Genomic DNA, 14,540 nt, shown 5'->3' on the forward strand with positions numbered 1-14,540 from the left:
GATGGCAGGGCCGCCAAATCCGACAGATCAATAGCGGTAATGTTCCGGCTTGAACGGACCTTCGACAGGCACGCCGATGTAATCCGCCTGTTCCTGGCTGAGCCTGGTCAGCTGGACGCCGAGCTTGTCGAGATGGAGCGCAGCCACCTTCTCGTCGAGCTTCTTAGGCAGGACGTAGACGTCGTTCTCGTATTCGTCGGTGTTCTTCCACAGCTCGATCTGGGCCAGCACCTGGTTGGTGAAGGAGCAGCTCATAACGAAGCTGGGGTGACCGGTGGCGCAGGCGAGGTTCACGAGGCGGCCCTTGGCCAGCACGATGATTTCCTTGCCGTCGGGGAACTTCACCAAATCGGTCCCGGGCTTGAGTTCGGTCCACTCGTAATTGTCGAGCGCGGAGATCTGGATTTCGCTGTCGAAGTGACCGATGTTGCACACGATGCTCATCGGCTTCATCGCCTTCATGTGCTCGGCGGTAATCACGTCTTCATTGCCGGTGGTGGTGACGAAGATGTCGGCGCGCTTCACAGCCTCTTCCATCGTCACGACTTCATAGCCTTCCATCGCCGCCTGCAGCGCGCAGATCGGGTCGATTTCGGTCACGAGCACACGCGCACCGCCATTGCGGAGCGACTGGGCCGAACCCTTGCCGACATCGCCGTAACCCGCAACGCAGGCGACCTTGCCCGAAAGCATGACGTCGGTCGCGCGGCGGATCGCGTCGACCAGCGATTCACGGCAGCCGTAGAGATTGTCGAACTTCGACTTGGTCACGCTGTCGTTCACGTTGATCGCGGGGAACGGCAGCTTGCCCTGCTTGGCGAGGTGGTAGAGGCGGTGGACGCCGGTGGTGGTCTCTTCCGACACGCCCTTGATCGCCTTGACCGACTTGGTGAGATAGCCCGGCTTGCGCTTCAGGAAGTCCTTGAGCGCACGCTGCATCTCGATTTCCTCGGCATTCTGCGGCTCGGGCATCGTTTCACCCGCTTCGATGCGCGCACCCCAGAGGGCGAACATGGTCGCATCGCCGCCATCGTCGAGGATGAGGTTGGCGGTGAGGTCTTCGTCAGCCTCGGTGGACCAGTCGAAGATCTTGCCGACATAGTCCCAGTAATCGGCCAGGCTTTCACCCTTCACGGCAAAGACCGGGATGTCCTGCACGGCGATGGCGGCAGCGGCGTGGTCCTGCGTCGAGTAGATATTGCAGGTCGCCCAGCGCACTTCGGCGCCCAGCGCAACCAGCGTTTCGATCAGTACGGCGGTCTGGATGGTCATGTGGAGCGAGCCGACGATGCGCGCGCCCTTGAGCGGCTGCGCCGCGCCATATTCCTCGCGCGTGGCCATCAGGCCCGGCATTTCGGTTTCGGCGATGCGAATTTCCTCGCGGCCGTAATTGGCGAGGCTGATATCCTTGATGACGTAATCGGTGAACTGGGCCACGTAATGCTCCTGAAACTGTGCGACGCCATGCATGCGCCAATCGCGGCGTGCCCTAGCGATATGGCCTCCATGACGCAAATATAAAGATATCTTTATATGCTGGGTGGTTGTCGCACGCGTCACATGCCGTATATCGGGCGCGGAACGGGAAGTTTACGAAAGGATATTGCGTGATGACGATTTCGGTGGGTGACACACTGCCCGACGTGAAGCTGGTCAAGGCGACCGCCGACGGGCCCGAACAGGTTCAATCTTCCGACTATTTCAAGGGCAAGACCGTGGCGCTGTTCGCGGTGCCGGGTGCGTTTACCCCCACCTGCTCCGCCAAGCATCTGCCCGGCTATGTCGAGAAGGCCGAAGAGCTGAAGGCGAAGGGGGTCGACGAAATCGTCGCCACCGCAGTCAACGATGCCTTCGTGATGGGCGCCTGGAACAAGTCGGCCGGCAGCGAAGACATCACCGTCCTTGCCGACGGCAATGGAGAATTCGCCAAGGCCACCGGCCTCGATGCGGATTTCTCCGGCTTCGGCATGGGCCATCGCAGCCAGCGCTATTCGATGCTCGTCGAAGACGGCGTCGTGAAGCAGCTCAATGTCGAGGCACCGGGCGATTTCTCGGTCTCCAGCGCGGAGCACATGCTCGGCCAGTTGTAGGCCGCCCAACCGGCGCGGATTGCCGCCGACCGGGTATCTTATCGACAATCGCAGAGGGGCGGGCCGCATCGGTCCGCCCTTTTCGTTTGCAGGCCCAAGCGCTCCCGACATTCCGAGATCCACCGACACATTGACCGGGCAATGCTGCTCCCGAACCCGTGACCTTTCGCAGGTCTTTTGGTATTTCAGGATGTTACGGACGTTTTCGGCGCAGGCACTGTGACTTTTCAAAATGGGGCCGGTCCATGTCCTGTTCTTTGCGTGTGCCAAGGTTCGCGGCAGCGCGGCACACTGGCCGCACGCAACTTCGGCCCATATTGCCAAGCCTCAAAATCCTGGAACAGGCCCCGCATTACCGCGGGGCGCGCGTGTAGGACAGAGGCGTCAGACGGCACAGCTGACGGACGGCGATCCACGCTTTGCGCCCTCGCCGGTTCTGCTAGCCGGAAGCGAAAACACCCACCGCATAACCCCGTCGCCCCGAGCCTGACCCGGGGCCGGTGCTTCACTTCAATCCTGCCGACGAAAAGAAGCACCACCCCGGATCAAGTGTGCTTTGCACAGCTTCGCTTCCCGGGGTTACGAATGGTCTGCTTTGGGGTGGGAAACGGACGGTGAAACGACTAGCTTGGATAACATGAGAAGGACCTGGGTCGTCATTCTGTTTTCGCTTGGTGTGTTCACATCGCCAGCTACAGCGTCAGATCTCGAAGGGCCGGCCAGATTCTGCGGCTATTCGCCGATCATCGATTTGAGGCCCGGCGAAAAGATTACGATACTCCAAGGAGGCATCCACGGCGGTAGTTTCCAGTGGGACGGTGATTTCGGTTCCATGGTTGTCCGGGGCATCGGTTGGGCAACCCGTCCTAAGGGGCAGTTGGTGGTGCACCCATCTGAAGGCCGACCAGGACAATTTGCTCAACAAAAACGAGATGGCAAATTCGTCATAGCAATTTGGAACGGTCGGCAAGGAGCTGCCTATTTCGAATCCCCTGCTCGCTTCAGTGACGAACAACGTGCAGCAATAGGAAGAGTTCGCTTGTTTCAAGAAGGGGAGGACCCTTCAGATTGCGATCTGCGAACGGTGTTTGCTTGGTAGATTGACTCATCACCGCTGGCTTATGCGAGCGTCCGCAAAGGCGTCGCAAGCGGACAAAGGCTCCGCCATTCCCCTCAGCCCGCCAGCGCGGCGTGCAAGTCCTTCCGGATAGCTTTCAGCTTCGCCAACACATCACCGCTGACAGCATTCCCCGCCGCAGCCGCCACCGGCGCGGCAGCCTGCTGGTCGGGCGTGCCACGCAGGGCGGCTTTAGCGCCTTTGAGCGTATAGCCTTCGCGGTTCACGAGCCGGTCGATGCGTTCGACCAGCGCCACATCTTCCGCGCGATAATAGCGCCGACCGCCGCTGCGCTTGAGTGGCTTTAGCTGCGGGAACTGCTGTTCCCAGTACCGCAGGACATGCGCCTTGATACCGGTTGCCTTGGAGACTTCCCCGATGGTGCGAAGGGCGCCGGTTTCCTTGTGATCGTCGAACTCAGCCATGCCGCCGACGCTACCAGCTTCAATTGCTGTTGGCGATACGCTCTTTCAACAGCTGGCTGGCGCGGAAGGTCATCACACGGCGCGGGGTAATCGGCACTTCGACACCGGTCTTGGGGTTGCGCCCGATGCGTTCCTTCTTGTCGCGAAGGACGAAACTGCCAAACCCGGAAATCTTGACGTTTTCACCACGGGCAAGCGCATCGCACATCCTGGCGAGAATTTCTTCCACCAAATCAAGCGATTCCGCACGGCTAAGCCCCATCTTGCGGTTAATCGTCTCTGCCAGATCTGCGCGGGTCAATGTGCCCACGGAACGCATCATATCCATTATCCTTCCCCCCAGTGGCGACCCTGAGTGGAGTGCGACTTAACTATAAGTAACCTTGGATATTTAACAGCTTGCCGCGAGTCGCACAATGGAGCGGCGCTATATATTTATCAAAAGTTATATCCGGACGAGCGACGCGCCCCAGGTAAATCCGCCACCCATCGCTTCGAACATTACCATGTCGCCAGATTTGATGCGCCCGTCCTTCCGCGCCACGTCGAATGCCAGCGGCACCGAAGCTGCCGACGTATTGGCGTGCTGGTCCACCGTCACCACGATCTTGTCCGCCGACAGCCCGAGTTTGCGCGCGGTGGCGTCCAGAATCCGGGCATTGGCCTGGTGCGGCACGACCCAGTCGATTTCCTGCGCGGTTATCCCGGCATCGCCGAGCACTTCATTGAGCACGTCGGCGAGGTTCACCACGGCATGGCGAAAGACCTCGCGGCCTTTCATGCGCAGTTTGCCGACTTCGCCCGTGGTCGAAGGCCCCCCGTCGACATAGAGAAGATCCTTGTGTTCGCCATCGGCATGCAACCTTGTGGCGAGAATACCGGGACCGTCTTCGGTCACATCCTGCGCTTCGAGGACCACCGCGCCAGCGCCATCGCCGAAGAGGACGCAGGTGGTACGGTCTTCCCAATCGAGGATACGGCTGAATGTTTCCGCGCCGATCACCAGCGCCTTTTTCGCCATGCCGGTGCGGAGGAGGGAATCGGCGGTGGCGAGCGCATAAAGGAAGCCGGAGCATACGGCCTGGACATCGAATGCCACGCCGCCACGACAACCCAAGGCTTGCTGGACCTGCGTGGCGGTGGCCGGGAAGGTATGGTCGGGCGTTGCGGTGGCGAGGATGATCAGCCCGATCTCGCGGGCATCGACGCCGGCATCGTCGAGCGCCTTGCGGGCCGCATCCGTGGCGAGGCTGGAAGTCGTTTCGCCTTCGCCCGCGATGTAGCGCTGCCGGATGCCGGTGCGTTCGACGATCCACTCGTCGGACGTATCGACGCGCGCTTCCAAATCCGCATTGGTCACGCAATTCCTGGGCAGTGCACTGCCGCTGCCGGTGATCACGCCGCGGATCATTTCGCGTCCAGGCTTTGCGTGTCCACGGCGCTCAAGTCTTTCGCGATGCGGTTGGTGATATCGTCCTCCAGCAGGCGAGCGGCCACTTCGACCGCATTGGCCACGCCCTTGGCATTGGCGCTGCCGTGGCTTTTCACCACCACGCCGTTCAGCCCGAGAAAGACCGCGCCATTGTGGTTGTTCGGGTCGAGGTGGTGCTTCAGCAATTCGGTCGCCGGACGCGAGACGAGGAAGCCGACCTTCGAACGGAAGGAGGACGAAAATGCATTGCGCAGCAGGTCGGTGACGAAACGCGCCGCGCCTTCGATCGCCTTCAGGGCGATATTGCCGGAGAATCCGTCGCATACGATTACGTCGCATTCGCCGCGGTTGATCTTGTCGGCTTCGACATATCCCTCGAAGTCCATCGCCAGCCCACTGGCGGCGCGCAGGCGATCGGCGGCAGCCTGGATATCCTCCGTGCCTTTCGTTTCTTCAGTGCCGATATTGAGCAGGCGCACGCGCGGACGCTCGCGCCCAGTCACGATACGCGAATAGGCGGCGCCCATAATCGCGAATTGCACGAGGTTGCGCGCGTCGCATTCGCGGTTCGCGCCAAGGTCGAGCATGATGACATCGTCATCGCTAAGCGTGGGAAGCAGGGCAGCGAGCGCGGGCCGGTCGAGGCCGGGCATGGTGCGCAGCGCGAGCTTGCTCATCGCCATCAGCGCGCCGGTATTGCCGGCCGATACGGCGGCACCGGCTTCGCCGCGCTTCACCGCATCGACTGCAAGACCCATGCTGGTGGTCTTCGCGCGCCGGAGCGCCCTTGATGGTTTCTCGTCGCCCGCGACGACATCCTCGCAATGGAGAATCTCGCTTGCCCCGGACATTCCGGGATGGTTGGCCAGTGCAGCCTTGATCTGCGTTTCGTCGCCGACCAGCAGGAACTTGAATCGATCATGGCGCCTGCGCGCAAGCGCGGCGCCCTCGATCATCACGCGAACGCCTTCGTCACCGCCCATCGCGTCAATGGCGATACGCGGCAGGCTCATGACGTTCTCCGAATCAAGCTAGAGGCTTAAAGGCCCTCGGGAGCGAGGACTTCGCGCCCGTTGTAATAGCCGCAGTGCGGACAAAGGTTGTGCGGGCGCTTCAGTTCGCCACAGTTCGAGCATTCGTGATGCGCTTCGACCTTGAGCGAATCATGTGCACGACGGTTGCCGCGGCGGTGGGGCGATACTTTTCTCTTGGGGACGGCCATCTCGGCACCTGTTCCTCAAACAATTTCAGTCAATTTCGGTGGCCGCCCTAGGGGATGGTCCGGCAACGCACAAGAGCGCGATGACGGCGAACATCCCGACCGTGACGGTGAAGGCGCGCGCTATAGCGATTTTTACGCGCGATGCAAGCGGAGTGGAGGATAATCCTGACGGGTCGATTGCCGCACTGCGCCGATGGTCCTAGCCAAGGGAGAAAGGGTTCGCAAAGGGGAGAATTTCTATGGGTATCGTCCTTCCGGTCACGCTAACGGCTGCCGCGGCTGCCGCGATCATCAATCTCTGGCTGTCGATCCGCGTCGGGCAGATGCGCATAAAGCACAAGGTTTCCATCGGAGACGATGCGGGCGGCCCGCTTACCGCGCGTATGCGGGCGCAACTCAACTTCGTCGAGAATACCGCCTTCGTTCTGGTGCTGATAGCCGCCATAGAGCTTTCGGGCCGCGGCGACCAATGGCTCGCATGGGTCGCCGGCATCTACATGCTTGGCCGCGTGGCGCACGGATTCGGGATGGACGGCGGCGCACTCGGCAAGGGCCGTCAGGTCGGAGTGATTATCACCATGCTGACGCTGCTGGGACTGGCCGCAATTGCGGTGCTGATCTCTCTGGACGTGATGTAGGCCGAGGCTAAGCCAGCGCCGCGTCGCTGACGAAGGCGTTGGTCTTGCGCTCCTGCCCGAAGGTGCTGGTGGGGCCGTGGCCGGGAATGAAAGTCACATCGTCACCCAGCGGCCAGAGCTTCTTGGTGATCGCATCGATCAGGTCCTGGTGATTGCCCATCGGGAAATCGGTGCGCCCGATGCTGCCCTGGAAGAGGACGTCGCCCACCACGGCGAACTTGCTCGGCCGGTGGAAGAAAACCACATGTCCGGGGGTGTGGCCGGGGCAATGGATCACCTCGAGAGTCAGATCGCCGACCGTCACCGTGTCGCCATCCTCAAGCCAGCGGTCGGGTTCGAACACTTGCGAATTCATGCCGTAACGCGCGCCATCTTCATCGAGGCGGCTGATCCAGAAACGGTCCGCCTCATGCGGGCCTTCGATCGGCAGGCCAAGTTCCTTGGCCAGCACGCCCGCTTCACCGCAATGGTCCATGTGTCCGTGGGTGATCAGGATTTTCTCAAGCTCTACCCCGCTTTTCGCGACGGCCGCCTTCAGCTTGTCTAGATCGCCCCCGGGATCGATCAAAGCGCCCCGGTTGGTGGAGGTGCACCAGATCAGCGAACAGTTCTGCTGAAGGGGCGTTACCGGGACGATACCGGCTTTCATCGGAGGGGTTGAAGGCGTTTGGGTCATGCGGGCCTATGTGAGATACGCGCCCACTTGTCGCAAGTGCGCATTCCGCGGGATCTTCGATAGGCCCGCGATAGCTTACCTCAGATTGAAATCCACGATCCGGCCATCCGCGCGATAGATACAGGTGAATTCATCGCGGTTGTAATCGCGGTTGTCGATCCGGCCATAGACATAGACATAGTCACGGTCCTGCTGGTCGACACGGTCAACCTGAACGCGGCCATAGCGTGAGGCTTCATCCCCGCAGGCACCGGCTGCGCGGCGTTCAAGATCGTTCCCGCCGCTGTAACCGTAGTCATTGCCGCCAAAGATATCACCCAGCAGTCCGCCGCCACCGCCATAGGTTGAGCAACCACCGAGCATAGCGGTTCCGGCCAGAGCGATAGGGATGAGGGTCTTGCGCATCGGAATTCTCCGTATCTGCCCCGGCATAGTGTTCACAGGCGGGGGAGTCATGGGACATACGGACCCGGCAAGAGATTGTTCCACCTGCCGATTATTGAAAGTAGCCAGTCAGCTAGATCCGCCCGCCTTTCCAGACCACGCGCCCGATAATCTCGATCTCTTCACGGGCCAGCTCGATCGGAGAATAAGCTTCGTTGGCGCTGATCAGGGCGATACGACCCGGCGCGCTCGCCTGGATCTGCTTTACGTGAAGCACGTCTCCGATGCGGACCACATGCACACCTTCGCCCGCTCGCTTGTTCCGATCGACAAAAATCTCGTCTCCGCTGCGCAGCAAGGGTTCCATACTGTCTCCCTCCACCCGGATCGCGGTTAGGTCGGCACCTTCCAGACCCATTTCCCGCAGCCAGCGGCGGCTGAAACGGAAGCTGTCGAAGGAAATTTCCTCCGCCGAAAAGGCACCGGGCCCAGCCGAGGCGTCGAGTGCAAGGCGGGGAACAGCGACAAAATCGTCAAATTCTCGCTTGGAACTCATGACGGGATCCGCCCCCAGTTCGACCTCGTCCACGCCGAAGAATTCGGCCAGCCGGCGGCGATCGGCCTCCTCCAGCTTGCGTGGGCTCCCCCTGCGGACGAATTGCTGCAAATAGCTGGGATTGCGGCCCAACATGGCGGACAGGGATGCGAGGCTGGTGCGGCTTTTCTCGGTCAGTTCGACCAGCCGGGCACGTTCTGCGGTCATGCCATCCATAGCTTGCTCCTTCCGCTATCCAAGCCCTCCAACCCCAATGACCGGCGGCTTGTGCGAGAAAATTCCTATAGCATAGGATTTTTCCTAGACAAGTAGGATTTCGGCTGGAACGAATCAGGAACAGGGCGAGCGATTCGCCCGAACGGATACAGCCATGGGGAGCACAAACATGTTGATCCGCAGCATCGAGCAATTTCTTCGCGTCCACGACATGCCGCCGACCAAGTTCGGTCGCCTCGCAGCGTATGATCCGCGCTTCGTCCTCGATCTTCGGATGGGCCGCGAACCGCGCGGCCAGACCGAGGCGCGCATCCGCGGCTTCATGTCTGGATTCGAGGCGGCCTGCGGCGAATCCTCGCGGGAGACGCTCCATGTCCAGTGAAGGCAAGCCCCCGCGCCCGCCTCGCGCCCGTCGTTCCGATGGAGACCGCCTCCGCAGTGCCCTGCTCGCGCTTGCCGAGCACCGCGCACAGATCCTCACTCACAGCGAGAAAGCCTGGGCCAGCATCACCTTTGCGGGCACGCGCCACAGCCTCTCGCTCCTGTTCGCAGGTGAAGAGGCAATTGAAGCGGGCGAGCGTTTCATCGCCGCCCTGCCCGATCACGAATTTACGCTGCCGGGGCAGTTGGTTGCCGATGCTGCTATCGGCGAGGTGGAACATCGCCTCCTGCCCAGCCCGCGCCTGGTGGTGCAATGCGAGCTGCTGTTGCTGGCCGACGCGTGATCAGTAGCCTGCGGCCAAGTCCATCTGCGGTTCCACCGGCTCGCCCTTGTGCCAGCGATGGAGGTTCTCGATGAAGCGATCCGCGCTGCGCTGAAACATCCTGGTCTGCGCGCGGCCGGACAGGTGCATGGTGACCTGCGCATTATCCAGACCCCACAGCGGGTGATCCTCGGGCAGCGGTTCGGGGTCGGTCACGTCCAGCAGGGCGGCCTCGATCTTCTTTTCCCGCAGAGCCGCGACCAGATCGTCCTGCTTCACCACATCGCCGCGCGCGATGTTCACCAGCACGGCATTGGGGCGCATGGCGGCAAGCTCGTCCCCGCCGATCATGTGGCGGGTCTCCTCGGTTGAGGGAACTGCGAGGATCACCCAGTCGAATTCGCCCAGTTTCTCGCGCCACTGCCCGGGCCGCAGGCTCCCCTCCCCGCCCGACCGGCGCACCGGCACCACCTTCATGTCGAAGGCTTCGAGCCGGGTCTTGATGAGCTTGCCGATCGCGCCGAGGCCGAGGAGCAATACCCGTTCACCGGCCAGTTCGCGCTTGCCGGGGCTATCCATCAGCCACTCGTGCCGGTCCTGCGCACGCACAACCTCGCGATAGCCCTTGGCGTGGACGAGCATCAGCATGACGACATATTCGGCGATGGTGATCGCATTGATGCCCACTCCGTTGGTCACGGTGACGCCGCGTTCCTGCAGCAGGTCGAGCGGCATGAAATCGAGCCCGGCATAGATCGAATTGAGCCATTTGAGGTTCGTCGCGGCGCGCGCAATCTCGACCATCGGCTCCTTCTCGTTGAGGTCGAACCAGCCGATTTCCGCCTCGGGAGCCATCTCCAGCGCCTGCTCCCGATCCATGAACCACAGCGGCTCGACCCATTCGGGCAGGCGCGGTTCGACCAGTGGTCGGATCAGGGCGGACAGGACGGCTTTGGTCATATGGTTGGTAACTAACCCCTCAACTCGTCGGCCAGGACGTGATCCGGGCCAGTGCCTGTCGTTCTAGCCTGCTCTCGAAAGAAAGCACCACCCCGGATCAAGTCCGGGGCGACGACAGGATTACAATTTCCATTCCCATCCCAGCGGATCGCCATCCATAACCTCTACGCCCTTGGCTGCAAGGCTGGCGCGGATCGCATCGCTGGCGGCGTAGTCCTTTTCGACCTTTGCTTCCTTGCGACGAATGATTTCGGCTTCGATTTCCGCTTCGGAGATTTCGGCCGACTTGGGGCGGATGCGCAGGTCCGCGCGGGTCAGGTCGAACAGGCCCAGGCCAAGAACGCGGTCCATTTCCTCGATCACCGCGCGTTTCACGCCGCCATCGACCTTTTTCACCGCAAGCACCTCCTCCAGTGCGACCAGTGCCACCGAAGTATTGAGATCATCCGATATCGCGGCGGCGAATTTTTCGCGCATGGGGACGAACTTGGGGTGCGAAGGGTCGCCGGCCAGTTCTTCCTCCAGCCGCTCCGTCGCCATAATTATGCGCTTCAGCCGCGTGAGCGCAGCCTGCAGGCCTTCCCAGCTGAATTCCAGCTCGCTGCGGTAATGCGCCTGCAGGCACATCATGCGGTAGGCGAGCGGATGGTAGCCCTTGTCGACCAGAAGTTGCAGCCGCAGGAATTCGCCCGCACTCTTGCTCATCTTCCCGCTGCGCTCGACGAGGAAGTTGTTGTGCATCCAGATGCGCGCGCCGCTGTTCTCGGCCTTGTCGAGGCCATTGGTGCAGCAATGTGCCTGGTTCTGGGCGATCTCGTTGGGGTGATGAATCTCGCGGTGATCGATCCCGCCGGTATGGATATCGAAGGGGAAGCCGAGCAGCTTGCCGCCCATGACCGAGCATTCGAGATGCCAGCCGGGCGCGCCCTTGCCCCAAGGGCTGTCCCATTCCATCTGGCGTGTCTCGCCTTCGGGCGTCTTGCGCCAGATGGCGAAATCCTGCGAGTTGCGCTTGCCTTCCACCGTGTCGATCCGGCCCTCGCCCTCCTCGGTCACAGCGCGCGCAAGCCGCCCGTAATCGTCCACCGTCGTGACATCGAAATAGAGCCCGCTTTCGAGTTCGTAGCAGTGCCTGTCCGCAATGCCTTTCGCGAACTCGATCATTTCGTCGATGTAATCGGTGGCGACCGACCATTTGGCCGGCTGGCGAATGTTCAGCGCCTTCACGTCGGCCCAATAGGCTTCCGTATAGTGCTTCGCGATGTCCCAGATCGACTGCGCTTTTTCGGCAGCCATCTTCTCCATCTTGTCCTCGCCCGCATCCCCGTCGTCGGTCAGATGGCCGACATCGGTGATGTTGATGATGTGGGTGAGGTCGTAACCCTTCCAGCTCAGCGTCCGCCCCAGCACATCGGCAAAGACATAGGCGCGCATATTGCCGATATGCGGATAATTATAGACCGTGGGCCCGCAGGTATAGACGCGCGCCTCGCCCGGGTGGACGGGCTGGAATTCCTCCAGCTGGCGGGTGAGCGAATTGAACAGCTTGAGCGGCGTGTCGGTCATGCTGGGCCTGATACAGTCACGTCATCCCAGCGCAAGCTGGGATGACGAATGAAGTCACCAGCCTTCCCACCGGACACTTTCCTCCAGCGGGGCACGCTTCACATCGAAATTGTTCACGGGGGCCTCGGGATCGCGGTAGCCGATGGCCATGCCGCAGAAGAAGATGTGGTCTTCGGGGATGTCGATCATCTCGCGGATTTGCGGGGAATAGACCGCCCAGGCTTCCTGGAAGCAGCAGTCGAGCCCTTCCTCGCGCAGCAGCAGTGCGATGGTCTGGAGCCACATGCCGATATCGCTCCATTGTGGCGGGCCCATGTATTTGGGCGTGTGGACCAGCATCAGCACAGGCGCGCCGAAAGCCCGGAAGTTCTCGGCGAACCACATCAGGCGCTTGCCCTTTTCCTCCCGCGAAATCTCGAGCGCGCCGTAAAGGTCCTCCCCGACACCGAAGCGGCGTTTTTCATAGGCCCCGTCGAGTTCGGGCGGATAGATATGATATTCGGGCGCATGCGCGGCGCGGCCCTTGGGAAATTCCTGCGCGATGCGGTCGAACAGCGCCTGCATCGGCTCGCCGGTCAGCACGATGCCATGCCACGGCTGCGTGTTTCCGCCCGAAGGCGCACGCTGCGCCTTTTCGAGCACGCGGGTAAGGGTCTCGCGCTCGACCGGCTGATCGGTGAATGCGCGGACGGATCGGCGGGTGAGGACGGCTTCGGCAACTTTCATCAATTCTCCACCTCGAACAGTCCCGCAAGCTGCTCGATAATTGTCCCGCCGAGCTGTTCCACGTCCATGATCGTCACCGAGCGCTTGTAATACCGGGTCACGTCATGGCCGATGCCAATTGCGGCGAGCTGCACCGGCGACTGTTTCTCTATCCATTCGATTACCTTGCGCAGGTGGCTTTCGAGATAGCCCGCCTGATTCACCGAAAGCGTGCTGTCGTCGACCGGAGCACCGTCGCTGATGACCATCAGGATCCGGCGATCTTCGGGGCGAGCGAGCAGGCGGGTGTGCGCCCAGAGCAGCGCTTCACCGTCGATGTTTTCCTTGAGCAGGCCTTCGCGCATCATCAGGCCGAGATTGCGGCGCGCGCGGCGCCAGGGTTCGTCGGCCTTTTTGTAAACGATGTGCCGCAAATCGTTGAGGCGGCCCGGATTGGCGGGACGACCGTCGGCGAGCCATTGCTCGCGTGACTGCCCGCCCTTCCACGCGCGGGTGGTGAAGCCGAGGATTTCGGTCTTCACGCCGCAGCGTTCGAGGGTGCGCGCCATGATGTCGGCGCTGATCGCGGCGATGGATATGGGCCGCCCGCGCATCGAGCCTGAATTGTCGATCAGCAGGGTGACGACCGTATCCTTGAACTCGGTATCGCGCTCGATCTTGTAGGACAGCGCGTGTCCGGGGCTGACCACCACACGGGTTAGTCGCGCGGCGTCGAGGAGCCCTTCCTCCTGGTCGAAATCCCAGCTGCGGTTCTGCTGCGCCATCAACCGGCGCTGGAGGCGGTTGGCGAGCCGCGTAACCACGCCCTGCAGACCCGCCAGCTGGCTGTCGAGATAGGCACGCAGCCGGTCCAGTTCCTCGTGATCGCACAGCTCGGGCGCCTCGATCACTTCGTCGAACTTGTCGGTATAGGCCTTGTAATCGAAATCCTCGGGCAGGTCGGTCCATGGCCGGTTCGGCCGGACGGGCTGCATGCCCTCGCCATCCTCGTCCGACGGATCTCCATCGGACATTTCCTGTTCGCCCTCGACGTCCTGCTCGGCATCGCCATCGGCCTCGCCATCGACGGTTTCGCCGCGGGCGTCGCTTTCCTGCGGCTGGGCCTCGCCCTCGTCTTCCTCGTCGGAATCCTGATCGTCCTCGGGCTTTTCGCCTTCCTCGTCATCGCCATCATCGCGCCCCTCGTCCTCGGGCGTTTCGGGCAGCGTGAGTTCGAGATGCCGCAACATGTCGAGCGTCAGGTCCTGGAAGGCGCGCTGGTCGTCCAATGCGCCCGCGAGGTCTTCCATGTCGGTCCCGATACGCGAGAGAATTTCCTCGCGTACCATCTCGACACCGGGTTTCGCGCGGTCGGGGATTTCCTCGCCGGTCAGTGCCTCGCGCAACATGAGCGAGAGCGCCGTGGGCAGAGGCACCTCCTTCGCCTCGCTAGCGCGTGCGATCGGATCGCTCGCGGTGCGCAATTCGACCGCCGCATCGAGGTTGTCCCTCATGCCCGAATAGCGGGTAGAGCCGACCGCTTCGTATCGCACCCGCTCGATCGCGTCGTAACAGGCGCGCGCGATCGGTTCAGGCGGCGCGCCCCTGGCGTGCATCGCCTCGTTGTGGTGGCGCAGCTTCAGCGCGAAACTGTCGGCAAAGCCCCGCGCTTCCCGCGCCTGTTCGGGCGGAAGATTGCGGCCCGGCAGGGGCACGCGGAAGTTCTTGCCCGATTGCGTCGGGCTATCCGCGCTCCAGGCGACCTCGATCTCCGGCTCGTGCGCAATTGCGCGTGCCGTGCCGGTCAGCGCCTGTTTGAACAGGTCGAGGGGTGTCTGGTCTGCCACTT

Annotated in this window: 19 protein-coding genes; 6 read left to right on the forward strand and 13 right to left on the reverse strand. The window is 61.9% G+C overall.

Annotated elements, in window-relative coordinates; all coding sequences use genetic code 11:
- Positions 1 to 27: 27 nt before the first annotated feature.
- Positions 28 to 1,437 (reverse strand): adenosylhomocysteinase, encoded by a 1,410-nt coding sequence (gene ahcY, locus K3180_RS06395; protein WP_345719433.1) that lies wholly within the window; start codon positions 1,435 to 1,437, stop codon positions 28 to 30.
- A gap of 173 nt (positions 1,438 to 1,610) precedes the next feature.
- Between ahcY and K3180_RS06400 the strand changes: the two genes are divergently transcribed.
- Together K3180_RS06400 and K3180_RS06405 are read left to right on the forward strand one after the other, a co-directional pair.
- The gene (locus K3180_RS06400; RefSeq protein WP_221539342.1) at positions 1,611 to 2,090 is read left to right on the forward strand and encodes a peroxiredoxin; all 480 of its coding nucleotides are present in this window, start codon (positions 1,611 to 1,613) and stop codon (positions 2,088 to 2,090) included.
- A gap of 637 nt (positions 2,091 to 2,727) precedes the next feature.
- Positions 2,728 to 3,189, forward strand: a complete 462-nt coding sequence (locus tag K3180_RS06405; RefSeq protein ID WP_221539144.1) for a hypothetical protein — start codon at positions 2,728 to 2,730, stop codon at positions 3,187 to 3,189.
- 74 nt (positions 3,190 to 3,263) lie between these two features.
- Here the strand turns inward: K3180_RS06405 and K3180_RS06410 are convergent, their stop codons facing one another.
- The 5 genes from K3180_RS06410 to rpmF all read right to left on the reverse strand — a co-directional run bounded on the left by K3180_RS06410 (position 3,264) and on the right by rpmF (position 6,286).
- A complete protein-coding gene (locus K3180_RS06410; RefSeq protein WP_221539146.1) occupies positions 3,264 to 3,632 on the reverse strand; it encodes a MerR family transcriptional regulator in 369 nt (122 codons plus the stop codon).
- Between the two features lie 19 nt (positions 3,633 to 3,651).
- Complete coding sequence (locus tag K3180_RS06415) at positions 3,652 to 3,954, reverse strand: integration host factor subunit alpha (RefSeq protein ID WP_221539147.1); 303 nt, start codon at positions 3,952 to 3,954, stop codon at positions 3,652 to 3,654.
- Positions 3,955 to 4,077: 123 nt separating this feature from the next.
- A complete protein-coding gene (locus tag K3180_RS06420) occupies positions 4,078 to 5,043 on the reverse strand; it encodes a beta-ketoacyl-ACP synthase III (RefSeq protein WP_247710367.1) in 966 nt (321 codons plus the stop codon).
- The gene (plsX, locus tag K3180_RS06425; RefSeq protein ID WP_221539148.1) at positions 5,040 to 6,077 is read right to left on the reverse strand and encodes a phosphate acyltransferase PlsX; all 1,038 of its coding nucleotides are present in this window, start codon (positions 6,075 to 6,077) and stop codon (positions 5,040 to 5,042) included. Before plsX ends, K3180_RS06420 begins: the two co-directional genes overlap by 4 nt.
- 26 nt (positions 6,078 to 6,103) lie before the next feature.
- On the reverse strand, positions 6,104 to 6,286 hold the full coding sequence (rpmF, locus tag K3180_RS06430) for a 50S ribosomal protein L32 (protein WP_040965823.1): 183 nt from the start codon (positions 6,284 to 6,286) through the stop codon (positions 6,104 to 6,106).
- A 38-nt stretch (positions 6,287 to 6,324) separates the two neighbouring features.
- Between rpmF and K3180_RS06435 the strand changes: the two genes are divergently transcribed.
- Positions 6,325 to 6,489 (forward strand): hypothetical protein, encoded by a 165-nt coding sequence (locus K3180_RS06435; protein WP_221539150.1) that lies wholly within the window; start codon positions 6,325 to 6,327, stop codon positions 6,487 to 6,489.
- Positions 6,490 to 6,525: 36 nt separating this feature from the next.
- Complete coding sequence (locus tag K3180_RS06440) at positions 6,526 to 6,924, forward strand: MAPEG family protein (RefSeq protein ID WP_221539152.1); 399 nt, start codon at positions 6,526 to 6,528, stop codon at positions 6,922 to 6,924.
- 7 nt (positions 6,925 to 6,931) lie between these two features.
- Here K3180_RS06440 and K3180_RS06445 read toward each other — a convergent pair whose 3' ends face one another.
- The 3 genes from K3180_RS06445 to K3180_RS06455 form a co-directional block, all read right to left on the reverse strand.
- The gene (locus tag K3180_RS06445; RefSeq protein ID WP_160727005.1) at positions 6,932 to 7,573 is read right to left on the reverse strand and encodes an MBL fold metallo-hydrolase; all 642 of its coding nucleotides are present in this window, start codon (positions 7,571 to 7,573) and stop codon (positions 6,932 to 6,934) included.
- Between the two features lie 102 nt (positions 7,574 to 7,675).
- The gene (locus K3180_RS06450) at positions 7,676 to 8,005 is read right to left on the reverse strand and encodes a hypothetical protein (RefSeq protein WP_247710368.1); all 330 of its coding nucleotides are present in this window, start codon (positions 8,003 to 8,005) and stop codon (positions 7,676 to 7,678) included.
- 112 nt (positions 8,006 to 8,117) lie between these two features.
- Positions 8,118 to 8,756 (reverse strand): S24 family peptidase, encoded by a 639-nt coding sequence (locus K3180_RS06455; RefSeq protein ID WP_221539154.1) that lies wholly within the window; start codon positions 8,754 to 8,756, stop codon positions 8,118 to 8,120.
- Between the two features lie 169 nt (positions 8,757 to 8,925).
- Between K3180_RS06455 and K3180_RS06460 the strand changes: the two genes are divergently transcribed.
- Together K3180_RS06460 and K3180_RS06465 are read left to right on the forward strand one after the other, a co-directional pair.
- Complete coding sequence (locus tag K3180_RS06460; protein ID WP_221539156.1) at positions 8,926 to 9,138, forward strand: hypothetical protein; 213 nt, start codon at positions 8,926 to 8,928, stop codon at positions 9,136 to 9,138.
- On the forward strand, positions 9,128 to 9,481 hold the full coding sequence (locus tag K3180_RS06465; RefSeq protein ID WP_221539157.1) for a hypothetical protein: 354 nt from the start codon (positions 9,128 to 9,130) through the stop codon (positions 9,479 to 9,481). The genes K3180_RS06460 and K3180_RS06465 overlap by 11 nt, the downstream gene beginning before the upstream one ends.
- Here the strand turns inward: K3180_RS06465 and K3180_RS06470 are convergent, their stop codons facing one another.
- The 4 genes from K3180_RS06470 to cobT form a co-directional block, all read right to left on the reverse strand.
- The gene (locus K3180_RS06470) at positions 9,482 to 10,420 is read right to left on the reverse strand and encodes a D-2-hydroxyacid dehydrogenase (protein WP_221539160.1); all 939 of its coding nucleotides are present in this window, start codon (positions 10,418 to 10,420) and stop codon (positions 9,482 to 9,484) included. It lies immediately after the preceding gene.
- 120 nt (positions 10,421 to 10,540) lie between these two features.
- A complete protein-coding gene (gene cysS, locus K3180_RS06475) occupies positions 10,541 to 11,986 on the reverse strand; it encodes a cysteine--tRNA ligase (protein ID WP_221539162.1) in 1,446 nt (481 codons plus the stop codon).
- Positions 11,987 to 12,040: 54 nt separating this feature from the next.
- Positions 12,041 to 12,712 (reverse strand): nitroreductase, encoded by a 672-nt coding sequence (locus K3180_RS06480; protein ID WP_221539164.1) that lies wholly within the window; start codon positions 12,710 to 12,712, stop codon positions 12,041 to 12,043.
- On the reverse strand, positions 12,712 to 14,538 hold the full coding sequence (gene cobT / locus K3180_RS06485) for a cobaltochelatase subunit CobT (protein WP_221539166.1): 1,827 nt from the start codon (positions 14,536 to 14,538) through the stop codon (positions 12,712 to 12,714). Before cobT ends, K3180_RS06480 begins: the two co-directional genes overlap by 1 nt.
- Between the last annotated feature and the right edge of the window lie 2 nt (positions 14,539 to 14,540).

Origin of the sequence: Qipengyuania huizhouensis (assembly GCF_019711635.1) — a bacterium.
GTDB lineage: Bacteria > Pseudomonadota > Alphaproteobacteria > Sphingomonadales > Sphingomonadaceae > Qipengyuania > Qipengyuania huizhouensis.

Excerpts from the sequence above, each read along its gene's own strand:
- plsX (WP_221539148.1), bottom strand. The coding sequence starts at position 6,077 with ATGAGCCTGCCGCGTATCGCCATTGACGCGATGGGCGGTGACGAAGGC.
- K3180_RS06460 (WP_221539156.1), top strand. The coding sequence starts at position 8,926 with ATGTTGATCCGCAGCATCGAGCAATTTCTTCGCGTCCACGACATGCCG.
- K3180_RS06440 (WP_221539152.1), top strand. The coding sequence starts at position 6,526 with ATGGGTATCGTCCTTCCGGTCACGCTAACGGCTGCCGCGGCTGCCGCG.
- K3180_RS06420 (WP_247710367.1), bottom strand. The coding sequence starts at position 5,043 with ATGATCCGCGGCGTGATCACCGGCAGCGGCAGTGCACTGCCCAGGAAT.
- K3180_RS06455 (WP_221539154.1), bottom strand. The coding sequence starts at position 8,756 with ATGGATGGCATGACCGCAGAACGTGCCCGGCTGGTCGAACTGACCGAG.
- K3180_RS06410 (WP_221539146.1), bottom strand. The coding sequence starts at position 3,632 with ATGGCTGAGTTCGACGATCACAAGGAAACCGGCGCCCTTCGCACCATC.
- K3180_RS06445 (WP_160727005.1), bottom strand. The coding sequence starts at position 7,573 with ATGAAAGCCGGTATCGTCCCGGTAACGCCCCTTCAGCAGAACTGTTCG.
- K3180_RS06415 (WP_221539147.1), bottom strand. The coding sequence starts at position 3,954 with ATGATGCGTTCCGTGGGCACATTGACCCGCGCAGATCTGGCAGAGACG.
- K3180_RS06480 (WP_221539164.1), bottom strand. The coding sequence starts at position 12,712 with ATGAAAGTTGCCGAAGCCGTCCTCACCCGCCGATCCGTCCGCGCATTC.
- cysS (WP_221539162.1), bottom strand. The coding sequence starts at position 11,986 with ATGACCGACACGCCGCTCAAGCTGTTCAATTCGCTCACCCGCCAGCTG.
- rpmF (WP_040965823.1), bottom strand. The coding sequence starts at position 6,286 with ATGGCCGTCCCCAAGAGAAAAGTATCGCCCCACCGCCGCGGCAACCGT.
- K3180_RS06405 (WP_221539144.1), top strand. The coding sequence starts at position 2,728 with ATGAGAAGGACCTGGGTCGTCATTCTGTTTTCGCTTGGTGTGTTCACA.
- K3180_RS06470 (WP_221539160.1), bottom strand. The coding sequence starts at position 10,420 with ATGACCAAAGCCGTCCTGTCCGCCCTGATCCGACCACTGGTCGAACCG.
- K3180_RS06450 (WP_247710368.1), bottom strand. The coding sequence starts at position 8,005 with ATGCGCAAGACCCTCATCCCTATCGCTCTGGCCGGAACCGCTATGCTC.
- K3180_RS06400 (WP_221539342.1), top strand. The coding sequence starts at position 1,611 with ATGACGATTTCGGTGGGTGACACACTGCCCGACGTGAAGCTGGTCAAG.
- K3180_RS06465 (WP_221539157.1), top strand. The coding sequence starts at position 9,128 with ATGTCCAGTGAAGGCAAGCCCCCGCGCCCGCCTCGCGCCCGTCGTTCC.